This is a genomic window from Pseudomonas sp. ANT_H12B (assembly GCF_008369325.1).
Classification (GTDB): domain Bacteria; phylum Pseudomonadota; class Gammaproteobacteria; order Pseudomonadales; family Pseudomonadaceae; genus Aquipseudomonas.
The window spans coordinates 41,797-55,096 of the sequence record NZ_VOBI01000015.1; the positions used below are offsets into that span (position 1 = coordinate 41,797).

At 58.2% G+C, this 13,300-nt stretch carries 10 protein-coding genes, 1 tRNA gene and 1 pseudogene; 11 read left to right on the forward strand and 1 reads right to left on the reverse strand.

From position 1 onward, the window contains the following. Positions 1–2 precede the first annotated feature (2 nt). The 5 genes from uvrC (at position 3) to FQ185_RS21385 (ending at position 5,152) form a co-directional block, all read left to right on the forward strand. On the forward strand, positions 3–1,826 hold the full coding sequence (uvrC, locus tag FQ185_RS21365) for an excinuclease ABC subunit UvrC (protein ID WP_149419155.1): 1,824 nt from the start codon (positions 3–5) through the stop codon (positions 1,824–1,826). A gap of 32 nt (positions 1,827–1,858) precedes the next feature. Continuing rightward, entirely contained in the window at positions 1,859–2,419 is a 561-nt protein-coding gene (gene pgsA, locus FQ185_RS21370) for a CDP-diacylglycerol--glycerol-3-phosphate 3-phosphatidyltransferase (protein WP_149419156.1), read from the forward strand. Positions 2,420–2,482: 63 nt separating this feature from the next. Continuing rightward, positions 2,483–2,558 (forward strand) — tRNA-Gly (locus FQ185_RS21375). Positions 2,559–2,782: 224 nt separating this feature from the next. Next, positions 2,783–3,880, forward strand: coding sequence for a carboxynorspermidine decarboxylase (locus tag FQ185_RS21380; RefSeq protein ID WP_149419157.1), 1,098 nt, complete (start codon positions 2,783–2,785; stop codon positions 3,878–3,880). Positions 3,881–3,907: 27 nt separating this feature from the next. After that, the gene (locus FQ185_RS21385; RefSeq protein ID WP_149419158.1) at positions 3,908–5,152 is read left to right on the forward strand and encodes a saccharopine dehydrogenase family protein; all 1,245 of its coding nucleotides are present in this window, start codon (positions 3,908–3,910) and stop codon (positions 5,150–5,152) included. 88 nt (positions 5,153–5,240) lie between these two features. Here the strand turns inward: FQ185_RS21385 and FQ185_RS21390 are convergent. After that, a pseudogene (locus tag FQ185_RS21390) lies at positions 5,241–5,796 on the reverse strand (D-glutamate cyclase family protein); the annotation flags it as partial. A 402-nt stretch (positions 5,797–6,198) separates the two neighbouring features. Between FQ185_RS21390 and nirB the strand changes: the two are divergent. The 6 genes from nirB to hemN all read left to right on the forward strand — a co-directional run bounded on the left by nirB (position 6,199) and on the right by hemN (position 13,170). Then, complete coding sequence (gene nirB / locus FQ185_RS21395) at positions 6,199–8,760, forward strand: nitrite reductase large subunit NirB (protein WP_149419159.1); 2,562 nt, start codon at positions 6,199–6,201, stop codon at positions 8,758–8,760. After that, positions 8,760–9,137 (forward strand): nitrite reductase small subunit NirD, encoded by a 378-nt coding sequence (gene nirD / locus FQ185_RS21400; protein ID WP_149419160.1) that lies wholly within the window; start codon positions 8,760–8,762, stop codon positions 9,135–9,137. Before nirB ends, nirD begins: the two co-directional genes overlap by 1 nt. 40 nt (positions 9,138–9,177) lie before the next feature. After that, positions 9,178–9,618, forward strand: a complete 441-nt coding sequence (locus FQ185_RS21405; RefSeq protein WP_149419161.1) for a CBS domain-containing protein — start codon at positions 9,178–9,180, stop codon at positions 9,616–9,618. Positions 9,619–9,855: 237 nt separating this feature from the next. After that, on the forward strand, positions 9,856–10,299 hold the full coding sequence (locus FQ185_RS21410) for a CopD family copper resistance protein (RefSeq protein WP_149419162.1): 444 nt from the start codon (positions 9,856–9,858) through the stop codon (positions 10,297–10,299). 116 nt (positions 10,300–10,415) lie between these two features. Continuing rightward, entirely contained in the window at positions 10,416–11,759 is a 1,344-nt protein-coding gene (locus tag FQ185_RS21415) for a coproporphyrinogen III oxidase (protein WP_149419163.1), read from the forward strand. Positions 11,760–11,781: 22 nt separating this feature from the next. Beyond that, on the forward strand, positions 11,782–13,170 hold the full coding sequence (hemN, locus tag FQ185_RS21420) for an oxygen-independent coproporphyrinogen III oxidase (protein ID WP_149419164.1): 1,389 nt from the start codon (positions 11,782–11,784) through the stop codon (positions 13,168–13,170). The last annotated feature ends 130 nt before the right edge of the window (positions 13,171–13,300 follow it).

The following is a 13,300-nucleotide window of genomic DNA, read 5'->3' on the forward strand; positions in this document are numbered from 1 at the left end:
AAATGACTGAAGTCTTCGATCCAAGCGCGTTTCTGTCGACGGTCAGTGGGCGTCCCGGTGTGTATCGCATGTTCGACAGCGATGCACGCCTGCTCTACGTCGGCAAGGCCAAGAACCTCAAGAGTCGCCTGTCGAGTTACTTTCGCAAATCTGGTCTTGCGCCCAAGACCGCTGCGCTGGTGGCTCGTATCGCTCAGGTCGAAACAACGATTACGGCCAATGAAACCGAAGCCTTGTTGCTTGAGCAGACGCTGATCAAGGAATGGCGTCCGCCCTACAACATCCTTCTGCGCGACGACAAATCCTACCCTTACGTCTTTCTCTCTGATGGCCAGTTCCCGCGCCTGAGCATTCATCGCGGTGCGAAAAAGGCCAAGGGCAAATATTTCGGTCCTTACCCCAGCGCCGGTGCGATTCGCGAAAGCCTGAGTCTGTTGCAGAAGACCTTTTTCGTTCGTCAATGCGAAGACAGCTATTACAAGAACCGCACGCGTCCTTGTTTGCAGTATCAGATCAAACGCTGCAAGGCGCCCTGTGTCGGTCTGGTGGAACCCGAGGTATATGCCGAAGATGTGCGGCACTCGGTGATGTTCCTTGAGGGGCGCAGCAATGCGCTGACGGATGAGTTGTCCGCCGGTATGGAAGAGGCGGCGATCAACCTCGAGTTTGAACGTGCCGCCGAATTGCGCGACCAGATCTCGTTGCTGCGCCGAGTCCAGGATCAGCAGAGCATGGAAGGCGGGACGGGCGATGTCGATGTCATTGCGGCGTTCATCAACCCGGGCGGTGCCTGCGTGCACTTGATCAGCGTGCGCGGTGGCCGGGTGTTGGGAAGCAAGAATTTCTTCCCTCAAGTGGGTATTGAAGAAGACGTTTCCGAAGTCATGGCGGCGTTTCTCGGCCAATACTTCATCACTAGTCCCGAACGCGACTTGCCGAGCGAACTCATCGTCAACGTGGTTCACGAAGACTTCCCGACCTTGATCACGGCCATTGAAGAGCTGCGCGGTCGCGAATTGACCATCAGTCATCGCGTACGCGGTACGCGAGCACGCTGGCAGCAATTGGCGGTCACCAATGCCGAGCAGGCCCTGGGTGCACGCCTGGCCAACCGGCAACATGTTGCGGCACGTTTCGACGCCCTGGCAGAAGTCCTGAAACTGGACGAGCCACCTCAGCGTCTGGAGTGCTACGACATCAGTCACTCCAGCGGCGAAGCGACTGTGGCCTCCTGCGTGGTATTTGGCCCCGAAGGCCCGATCAAGTCCGACTACCGACGCTACAACATTGAAGGCGTCACCCCAGGCGATGACTACGCCGCGATGCACCAGGCCCTGACCCGACGCTTCAGCAAGCTGAAGGACGGGGAGGGTAAGTTACCGGATATTTTGCTGGTGGACGGCGGCAAGGGCCAGCTATCCATGGCCCGAGACGTGCTCAATGAACTGGCGGTACCCGACCTGATTCTGCTGGGCGTGGCCAAGGGCGCGACGCGCAAGGCCGGTTTCGAAACCTTGTATCTCAACGATGCCGCCCACGAATTCACCTTGCGCGGCGATTCCCCCGCGCTGCATTTGATCCAGCAGATACGCGACGAAGCTCACCGTTTCGCGATTACCGGACACCGCGCTCGTCGTGGAAAAACTCGCCGAACGTCTACGCTTGAGGGCGTAGCTGGTGTCGGGCCGACACGTCGCCGCGATTTGTTGAAACATTTTGGTGGATTGCAGGAGCTGTCTCGTGCCAGCATCGACGAGATCGCCAAAGCACCCGGGATCAGTAAAAAGCTCGCAGAGTTGATTTATGCAAATCTGCACAGCGAGTAGAATGCCACCTCACCTCGTAGCCAGTTGTGCCGATGAATATCCCTAATCTGATTACCGTTCTACGCGTCCTGCTCATACCGATCTTCATTTTACTGTTCTACCTGCCTTACCAGTGGAGCTACCTGGCGTCCGCGTCAGTCTTCGCATTTGCCGCCGCGACAGACTGGCTGGACGGGTATCTGGCCCGCCGTCTGGAGCAAAGTACGCCGTTCGGGGCTTTTCTCGATCCCGTCGCGGACAAGCTGATGGTCGCCGTTGCGCTGGTATTGCTGGTGCAAGAACACGGCAACCTGTGGCTCACACTGCCGGCCGCGGTGATCATTGGCCGCGAGATTGTCGTCTCGGCACTTCGCGAATGGATGGCCGAACTCGGCGCCCGCGCTCACGTCGCGGTGTCGAACCTGGGCAAATGGAAAACCGCCGCGCAAATGCTGGCGCTGGTGATCCTGCTGGCCAATCCGTCGGACTTTACGTTCTGGGTTTTAGTGGGTTACGCCTTGCTGCTGATATCCGCAGGCCTGACATTGTGGTCCATGGTCCAATACTTGCGGGCTGCCTGGCCGCATCTGAAGACCGATACGGAAAAGAAATAAAGCTTTTTTGAATCAAAGGGTTGACGGGGCATCTGGATTCGATAGAATGCGCCACACCAAGACGCGGGAATAGCTCAGTTGGTAGAGCACGACCTTGCCAAGGTCGGGGTCGCGAGTTCGAGTCTCGTTTCCCGCTCCAAGCATTGAAAAATGGATCTCTGAAAAGAGGTCCATTTTTTTTGGCCCAAAGAAAAGGATATCTTTAGGCCTGCGCGGCAGCGGCAGCAGCGATGCTGTCGACATCATCCAACTGGGTAGAGTCACCAGACAATCAGGTAACTGCGCTTTCTGCTCTTTCGATATGCAGTAAGTGAAGGCACAATGCGCATCCTTTTTTTGGCTGGCCTTGCCGGAGGCCTCGAAATGATCAAAACGCCGTATTACCTCATCGATAAACAGAAGCTGCTGGCGAACATGCAGAAGATCGCTTATGTGCGCGAACAGTCCGGGGCCAAGGCCCTGCTGGCACTCAAGTGCTTCGCCACCTGGTCGGTGTTCGATCTGATGCAGCAGTACATGGACGGCACCACCTCGTCGTCCCTCTACGAGCTCAAGCTTGGTCGACAGAAGTTCGCTGGCGAAACCCACGCCTATAGCGTGGCCTGGGCCGATGACGAGATCGAGGAGATGCTCGACAACTGCGACAAGATCATCTTCAACTCCATCGGCCAGCTCCAGCGCTACACCGAGGCGTCCGCAGGCAAAGTGCGCGGTCTGCGAGTCAATCCGCAGGTGAGCAGCTCGGATTATCTGCTGGCCGACCCGGCGCGTCCGTTCAGCCGTCTGGGCGAGTGGGACCCGGAAAAGATCGAGCAGGTCATCGGGCAGATTTCTGGCTTCATGTTCCACAACAACTGCGAGAACGGCGACTTCGGCCTGTTCGATCAGATGCTGTGCACAATTGAAGAGCGATTCGGTCATCTGCTGCACAAGGTCGAGTGGGTCAGTCTCGGTGGCGGCATCCACTTCACCGGTGAGGACTACGCGCTGGACGAATTTTGCGCGCGCCTCAAGGCGTTCTCGCAAAAATACGGTGTGCAGGTCTATCTTGAGCCGGGCGAAGCCGCCATCACGCAGAGCGCGTCGCTGGAAGTCACCGTGCTCGACACTCTCTACAACGGCAAGCATCTGGCGGTAGTGGACAGCTCAATCGAAGCCCATATGCTCGATCTGCTGATTTATCGCCTGAATGCCAAGCTGGCACCCAGCGAGGGCGAGCATACCTACATGGTCTGCGGCAAATCCTGCCTGGCCGGTGACATTTTCGGTGAGTATCAATTTGGTCGTCCGCTGGCCATCGGCGACCGGCTGTCGTTCGTCGATGCTGCTGGTTACACCATGGTCAAGAAGAATTGGTTCAATGGCCTGAAGATGCCGTCCATCGTAGTGAAACAACTCGATGGTAGTGTCGAGGTGGTTCGCGAGTTCGGTTACAACGACTACATGACCAGCCTTTCGTAAGCTGGCTAAGAAGGAGAGAGAGAAAAATTGAAGAAGAACGTACTAATCATTGGTGCAGGAGGTGTCGCCAAGGTGGTGGCCCACAAGTGCGCGCAGCACAACGATGAACTCGGTCGTATTGCTATCGCGTCGCGCAACATCTCCAAATGCCAGGCCATCATCGACAGCGTCAAAGCCAAGGGCAGCCTCAAGCAGCCCGCCGACATCAAGGCCTTCTCGCTGAATGCTCTGGACGTCGAGGCGACCAAAGCCCTGATCCGCGAAACCGGATCGCAGATCGTCATCAACGTCGGTTCTGCCTTTCTCAACATGTCGGTGCTGCGTGCCTGCATCGATACCGGCGTGGCCTATCTGGACACCGCCATTCACGAAGAACCGGGCAAAGTCTGCGAGACGCCGCCCTGGTACGGCAACTACGAGTGGAATCACCTCGAGGAATGCCAGCAGAAGAACATCACCGCCATTCTCGGCGTGGGCTTCGACCCCGGTGTGGTCAATGCCTATGCAGCACTGGCGAAGCAAGAATATTTCGACAGCATTGATTCGATCGACATTCTCGACGTCAATGCCGGTTCCCACGGCAAGTATTTCGCCACCAATTTCGACCCGGAAATCAATTTCCGCGAGTTCACCGGACAGGTGTGGAGCTGGCAGAACAGTCAGTGGACCAGCAACACCATGTTCGAAGTCAAACGCACCGACGACCTTCCGGTCGTTGGGTCGCAGAACCTGTACCTGACCGGCCACGATGAAGTGCACTCGCTGTCGAAAAACCTCAACGTGCCCAACGTGCGTTTCTGGATGAGCTTCGGCGAGCACTACATCAATGTGTTCACTGTACTCAGGAACCTGGGCCTGCTCTCCGAGCAACCGGTCAAGACCGCCGAAGGCCTGGAAGTCGTGCCGCTGAAAGTGGTCAAGGCCGTACTGCCTGATCCGAGCTCACTGGCTCCCGGCTACACCGGCAAGACCTGCATCGGCGATCTGGTCAAGGGCACCAAGGATGGGCAGCCGCGCGAGGTGTTCATCTACAACGTCGCCGACCATGAAGACGCCTTCGCAGAAACCGACAGCCAGGGCATTTCCTATACCGCTGGTGTTCCGCCTGTGGCGGCAGCCTTGCTGGTTGCCCGTGGCGAGTGGGACGTGCAGCGTATGGTCAATGTCGAAGAGCTGCCGGCCGAACCGTTCCTCAAGGCACTGGATGTGATGGGCCTGCCGACCCGCATCAAGGATGAGAACGGAGATCGTCCCTGGAACAGTAACGTCTGAAACGCGTTTGCCGCTCCAGGATTCACAAAAAACGTCACTCAATGAGTGGCGTTTTTTTGTGCGTAACGCTCAAGCTCCATCCACGCCTTTACAAAGCACCATTGCACAAGTCCGTCGCCAGCATGCAGCCGGGAGCGGGGTGATGCACAGTGGCGGACGTGAAGCCTGTACCACCGATTGAGGCGTCACACCGCACGCCCAGAACACCGGTATTTCGTCAGCTTCGATGGGGACGGCATCGCCGTAGTCCGGGTGCCTCAGCGAATGGATGCCGATCAGCGACGGATCACCGATGTGTATGGGCGCGCCGGGGACGTTGGGCATGCGCGCGGTAATCTGAATCGCCTGAATCGCGGCTGCGGCTGTCATCGGCCGCAGGCTTACCACCAGCTTGCCACCCAGGCGAGCGGTAGGGCGCGTGTCGATGTTGGTCTGCGCCCCAGATCGATGTGCCTGAAGGCGATACCGGCATCCAGCAGCGGTTGTTCGAAGGAGAACGAGCAGCCAATAGCGAAGGCCACCAGGTCATCCTGCCAAAGATGCTCGATATCCAGCGGTTCGTCGCTCAGCTCGCCATCGCGATAGACCCTGTAGCGAGGCACATCATGGCGAATATCAATGGCTGCGCCCAGATTGCGGAAATGCTTTGGCGCAAGGCAAGAGGGTCACGCTGTTGTAGTTGTGCGAAGGACACCTTCGTGCACTTTTATAAAGCCTTGGGACGAACCTGTGCACTATGCGAAGGCAAACGCCGGGCTTTCATCGGCTCCTGAGCCATGTTTTTTGGCCTGAAGCATTGCAAATAGCCGTCTGGCACAAAGTCTGCAAGACACTGTTCAGGCCCACCGCGAACGCAGTCGAGTGGGCAGCCCCCTCGGTCAACGACGATCGATTGGCCGCACAGGTCGTGGGCAACATCGGTGGATCAGGCATAGACGTCTGGTTTCAACACCGCAAAAGAACAGGCAAAGACGCCTGGAACCGAAAGGTTTCAGGCGTTTTTTTTTGCTTTTTGAACCGTGATGGGCTTTAGCCGGGTGCTTCTTATGAATTCCAATGTTGCCACGTTGAACAAGCTGCAAACGCTGATTGTGATCGGCAATGGCATGGTCGGGCATCATTGTGTCGAACAGCTGATCGAACGCGGTGCCCTCGATCACTATCGCCTGCACGTCTTCAGCGAGGAGCCGATGCGTGCCTACGACCGCGTGCATCTTTCCGAGTACTTCTCGGGTCGCGATGCCGAGTCGCTGGCTCTGGGTGACGCGTCTGTTTACCAGACGTCAGGCGTGACGCTGCACTTGGGTGTGCCGGTGCTGGAAATCGACCGCATCCGTCGCCAGGTGATCACCTCGCAAGGCTGCCTCCCTTACGACAAATTGGTGTTGGCCACCGGGTCCTATCCGTTTGTGCCGCCGATAGAAGGTGCCGAGGGTGACTCGCGCCTGGTCTATCGCACCCTTGAAGACCTCGACGCCATTCGTGCAGCGGCCGCCAACGCCCGGCGCGGTGTGGTGGTGGGCGGCGGCTTGCTCGGTCTGGAAGCCGCCAACGCGCTGAAGAGCCTGGGCCTGGAAGCCCACGTGGTTGAATTCGCCCCGCGCCTGATGCCGGTGCAGCTGGACGATCTGGGTGGCCGTGCACTGAAGGCGCAAATCGAGCGGCTGGGCGTCAGTGTGCATTTGTCACGCGGGACTCAATCGATCAGCGCGGGCGAGGATTACCGGTACCGGATGAATTTCGGCAATGACGAGTTCCTGGAGACCGACCTGATCGTGTTCTCCGCCGGCATCCGTGCGCAGGATGCACTGGCCCGTCAATGCTCGCTGGAAGTCGGCCCGCGCGGCGGCGTGGTGATTGACGACCAATGCCTGAGCAGCGATCCGAACATCTATGCCATCGGCGAATGTGCCGCGTGGAATGGCAGCATCTTTGGTCTGGTCGCGCCGGGTTACCAGATGGCCCGTGGCGTTGCCGCACAGCTGTGCAATGAGGCTGCCGAGCCGTTCCTGGGCGCGGACATGTCGACCAAGTTGAAGTTGCTGGGGGTCGATGTCGGTTCCATTGGCGACGCTCACGGCAACACGCCGGGCGCGCGCAGTTATCAGTTCATCGATGAGACGACGGCCAGCTATCGCCGCCTGGTGGTGGATGCCACGGGCAAACATGTGCTCGGTGCAGTGCTGATCGGTGACAACAGCTATTACGACACGCTGCTGCAATACATGCAGAACGCGATTGCGCTGCCGGCGGAACCCGCCAGCCTGATTCTGCCGTCATCCGAAGGCGCGCCGACCCTCGGGCCGGGTGCGTTGCCCGAAGCGGCCACGGTGTGCTCGTGCCACAACGTCACCAAGGGGTCCATTTGCTCGGCCATCGACGGCGGCTGCACCGACCTCGGCCTGCTCAAATCGCAGACCAAAGCCTGCACCGGTTGCGGTGGTTGTGCCGGGCTGCTCAAGCAGGTCTTCGAGCATGAGTTGATTGCCCGTGGCGTCAGCGTCGACAAGAGCCTGTGCGAGCACTTCGCCTATACCCGTCAGGAACTCTATGCGCTGGTGCGCGTAGAAGGGGTGATCACCTTCGAAGAACTGCTGGCCAAACATGGCCGTGGTCACACCGGTTGCGACGTGTGCAAACCAGCGGTGGGCTCGATTCTCGCTTCGTGCTGGAACCAGCCGATCATGGACGCCTCGCTGGTGCCGCTGCAGGACACCAACGACACCTTCATGGCCAACATGCAAAAAAACGGCACCTATTCGGTGGTGCCGCGCATCCCCGGTGGCGAGATCACCGCCGACAAACTGATCGCGATTGGTGTGGTGGCGAAGAAATACGACCTCTACACCAAAATTACCGGCGGCCAGCGTATCGACCTGTTCGGTGCGCAGTTGCATGAGTTGCCGGACATCTGGGCTGAACTGATTGCAGCCGGTTTCGAAACCGGACACGCCTACGGCAAATCGACCCGCACGGTGAAGTCTTGCGTCGGCAGCACCTGGTGCCGTTACGGCGTGCAAGACAGCGTGCAAATGGCCCTGACCATCGAGGACCGATACAAGGGCTTGCGCTCACCGCACAAACTCAAATTCGCGGTGTCCGGTTGCACCCGCGAGTGCGCCGAGGCCCAGAGCAAAGACGTTGGCGTGATCGCCACCGAGAAAGGCTGGAACCTTTACATCGCCGGCAATGGCGGCATGCGTCCACGTCACGCCGAGCTGTTCGCGACCGACCTCGACGATGAAACCCTGATCCGTTACATCGACCGCTTCCTGATGTTCTACATCCGCACCGCCGACAAATTGCAGCGCACCTCAGTCTGGCGCGAAAGCCTGGAGGGCGGTCTGGACTACCTCAAGGACGTGATCATCAACGACAGCCTCGGGCTGGGCGCGGAGCTTGAATCGCAGATGCAGTTGGTGGTCGACCGCTATGAGTGCGAATGGGCCAACGCCCTCAAAGACCCGGAAAAACTCAAACGCTTCCGCACCTTCGTCAACGATAAACGCCCGGACCCGGACATCCACTTTGTCCAGGAACGCGGTCAGCGACGTCCGATCATGGCGGCCGAACTCAACCTTATCCCTGTTATCGAGGAGATTGCCTGATGAGCCAGTCCAACACCCAACGCGTCGATTCCCTGGAAAACACCGATGTCTGGCAAACGGTGTGCGAGCAACAGGATCTGGTCAGCAACTCCGGCGTCGTCGTCTGGCTCGATGGCGAGCAAGTGGCGCTGTTTTACCTGCCGGGTGTTCATGGCAAGACTCTCTACGCCATCGACAACCATGACCCGCAATCCGGGGCGAATGTCATCGGTCGCGGGTTGGTTGGCAACATCAAGGGCGATCTGGTCGTGGCATCACCGATCTACAAACAGCATTTCCGTCTTGAGGACGGCCGTTGCCTGGAGTACCCGCAACAGCGTCTGCGTGTCTGGCCCGTGCGTTTGAACGCTGGTGTGGTGGAAGTCGGGGTGGCTTGAGCCTGTTCAACAGCATCGCGTATCCGCTTCGGAGGCATTTATGAAAACAGCCGCACAATTGCTGAAACTCAAGGTCGTGCAAAACCGTCAGGTGCACAGCATCGCGCCTGATGAAATGGTGCTTGACGCTCTGAGGATAATGGCCGAGAAGAACGTCGGCGCGCTGCCTGTCATCGAGAACGGGCAGGTGGTCGGGGTGATCAGCGAGCGCGACTATGCACGCAAGGTCGTGTTGCAGGGACGCTCCTCGGTTGGGACGCCGGTGCGCGACATCATGAGCGCGCCCGTGGTGACTGCTGACAGTCAGCAGAGCATCGAGCGTTGCATGGCGGTTATGACTGACAGTCATCTGCGTCACCTGCCGGTGGTGGATGGTGGTGAGTTGATTGGGCTGTTATCGATTGGGGATCTGGTCAAGGAAGCTATCGTTGAACAGGCTGATTTGATTCGGCAGCTGGAGCATTACATTCGCGGGCACTAGACCGGTCGGCGCCACTAAGGTTGGGGGACATATCCATTTCTGCGGCCACGGCTGCTTAGGGTTCCGCCGTTACCACAAAAACGGATATGCACACGAGCCTGGCGGTTTTACGGCTTTCTTGATCGGTATCAACCGCATAACCAGGCGGTCTCTGTAATCTCCAGAGACCGACAGCCAGTGCGCTCACCCCCAATGTACGCCGTAGCGCGGGTTGCCTTGACCCAAGGCGAAAATTCCATGATCTATCCGCTGATTCTGACCTTGCACCTGTTTGCCGCCCTGATCTTCATCGGTACGGTGTTCTTCGAAGTTCTGTTCCTGGAAAGCATCCGCAAACAGCTACCCGCCAGGGTGATGCTGCTGGTGGAGCAGGGTATCGGTCGCCGGGCCCGCTCGCTGATGCCGTGGGTGCTGCTGGTGTTGTTCGGCGCGGGGCTGGGCATGGTCTGGCTGCGTTACTTGCCCGCCCTGGCCTCACCACTGACTTCATCGTTCGGCACATTGCTGGCGTTGAAAATCGCAGTGGCCATGAGCGTCCTGCTGCATTTCCTCGGTGCCATGTTCTTGTTCAAAAGCGGCCGAATGAGCCCGCGATACCTGCACTTCATCCATGCCAGCCTGTTCTGCCACATGATCGTTATCGTGCTGCTGGCCAAGGGAATGTTCTACCTGACGTGGTAATCGGGGTTGACCGGTGGTCCGTTGTGCAGACACTTCGCTTGCGCTTGATGCAAATCAAGGCGCATTGATGGTTAAACCCGGAGACTGAAAGTCCGCAGCCAGTCTCGGAGACCGTCATGCTCGATTTACTTCACAACCCAGGCGAGATCGCCCGGTGCGATCAAGGCGTGCTTGACCCTAACTGTCATGCCGACACGCAAAAATTTCATGACGGTATTGGCTCTCTGGACCTGCTTCGTGCATTGCGCGTCAGCCGCCAGAAGTGCCGTCCACTGTCCCTGAACGTGCAACTGCCTTCCAGCCTCAAGCCGTCTTCCTGTGCCCCGCGCGATATCGCCGGCGAGCACAACGGTATCGAGCAGTACCTTCAGCACCTTGAGCGAGAAATCGACCTCGTCGGTTGTCACCTGGGAGCAGCGCAACGGGTCGAGCAGTTTCATCTGGGCGGCGGAACACCCACGCCTGCCCATCTGGAGCGGCTGATGAGTCATCTGCGTGGCCGATTCAACTTTCTTGAACATGAAGGCGGCGACTACAGCGTCGAGATAGACCTTCACCACACCGATTGGTCGACCATGAGGTTGCTGCGCGACCAGGGTTTCAACCACGTCAGCATCGGCGTTCCGGATATCGACGCCGACTGCGATATGTCGCAGGACTGCTACCAGAACCCGGCGCCGATCCAGTCGCTCATGGATGCTGCGCGCACCTTTGGCTTTCGATCCATCAACGTTGATCTGGGCTTTGGCCATGCCTGGCAGACGCCAGACAGCTTTGCGCTTAAGCTGGCGACCATTATCGAGTTGGAGCCGGACCGGCTCATGGTGTTCGACTATGCCCGGCCACCACGGCGCTATCGGCCGGTGCTCGGTGACAAAGTCAGAGCGCTGTGCGGCCAGGACGATAAAGGCGCGATGCGCCAGATCTGCTTTGATCAACTGCTTTGCGCGGGTTATCACTACATCGGTCTGGGGCAGTTTGTCCGGCCCGATGATGATTTGGCGGTCGCCCAGGAGCGAGGCCGGTTGCGCCGTAGCTGTGAGGGTTTCTCCCGTCACGGCTATTGCGATCATGTCGGGTTCGGCTTGGGCGCGATCAGCCAGATCGACGATTTGTACACGCAAAACACCGACGAGATTAAACGCTATCAACAGCAGCTGGACATGCGGCAACTGCCGACGTGTCGAGGCTGGCGCTTCGAGGCGGGGGATCAGATCAGGCAAATGGTCATGGAGCGTCTGGCCTGTGATCAGGAACTGGATATCCGCGCTATCGAGAGGCGCTATGGTCTGGTTTTTCCAAAGTACTTCTCCGCCGCCTGGCCGTTGCTGGAGCAATTGAGTCGGGATGGGTTGATTGAATTGTCAGACCGTTTCATCAGCATCCTTCCTGCCGGTCGGCCGCAAGTGGATGCCATCTGCAACCTGTTTGAAAAGGATTTGGGTGCCGCGAGGCATTAACCCACTTGCGAGTTGATTAATCATGAAGCCTGCTTTCGATTTCAATCGCGCCCTGGTCGAAAAGTACGACCGTCCAGGGCCGCGCTATACCTCTTACCCAACGGCGCCGCAGTTTCATCAAGCGTTTGCTGTTGACGACTACCAGCGTGCCGCCCGCGACAGCAATCAGGCGAGCGCGCCGAAACCTCTGTCGGTGTATATCCACATTCCGTTTTGCAAAAGCCTTTGTTACTACTGCGCCTGCAACAAAATCATTACCCAGAAAACCCATCGCGCCGTCGAGTACTTGACGTACCTCAAGCGTGAAATCGCGATGCAGGCTGCGTTGTTCGACAGCACACGCAAACTCACGCAACTGCACTTGGGCGGGGGTACGCCGACCTATTTGACCAGCGAACAGCTGGCAGACCTGATGGACTGCCTGCATCAGGCGTTCGACATGGACGACAGCGACGATCATGAGTTTTCCATCGAAGTCGACCCGCGCACCATCAGCACCGAGCAAATCCAGTCGCTGCGCCAGTTGGGGTTCAATCGCCTGAGCTTCGGCGTGCAGGACTTCGACCCCGACGTACAAGCGGCGGTCAACCGGCAACAAAGCGAAGAACAGATCTATGCACTGGTCGCTGCGGCGCGAGACGCGCAATTCAAGTCGGTCAGCGTTGACCTGATCTATGGCTTGCCACTGCAAACCGTGAAGAGTTTCGATGTCACCCTCGGCAAGATCATCGCGCTGCGTCCGGACCGGATTGCCGCCTACAGCTATGCCCATTTGCCGGAACTGGTGCGCGCGCAACGGCTGATCCGTCCAGCCGACATGCCGCCACCGGAGCGCAAACTGGAATTGCTCGAATTGACCATCCGCCGTCTGACCGAGGCCGGTTATGTCTACATCGGCATGGATCATTTTGCCTTGCCGGAGGATGAACTGACGCTGGCCCGTACCAACGGCACCCTGCAACGCAATTTTCAGGGTTACTCCACCCATGCCGACTGCGACTTGATCGGCCTCGGGGTGTCTTCGATCGGCAAGGTCGGTGACAGCTACAGTCAGAGCGTCAAAGCGCTTTCGCAGTACTACGCCCGTATCGATCAAGGCTTGTTGCCGGTGCATCGGGGTTACCGATTGAATGCCGACGATCTGCTGCGCCGCGAGGTGATCAGTGACCTGATGTGCCATGGCCGGATCGAATTCGGCAAGTTCGAGGCGCTTCATGGCATCTGCTTTACCGAGTATTTTGCCGATGCACTCGCGCAACTGGACGAGCATGTGCGCGATGGACTGCTGCAGATTCACGAAGGTGAGCTGGTCTTGTTGCCCCAAGGGCATCTGATGATGCGCAGTGCGGCGATGGCGTTTGACGCCTATCTGGGTGGCGAACAAAAAGGCCAGTTTTCACGCACGGTCTGAGACCCGGAAGCCTAATGCCTATCAGTCAAGAAATTGCAGGCAAAACACGCTCTTTAGCAACTGGCGAAGCCTGCTGCTACAAGGTTTGCGTGTGGCTTGGCTGATCGGCATTACCCTGGAGTTTGTCTTT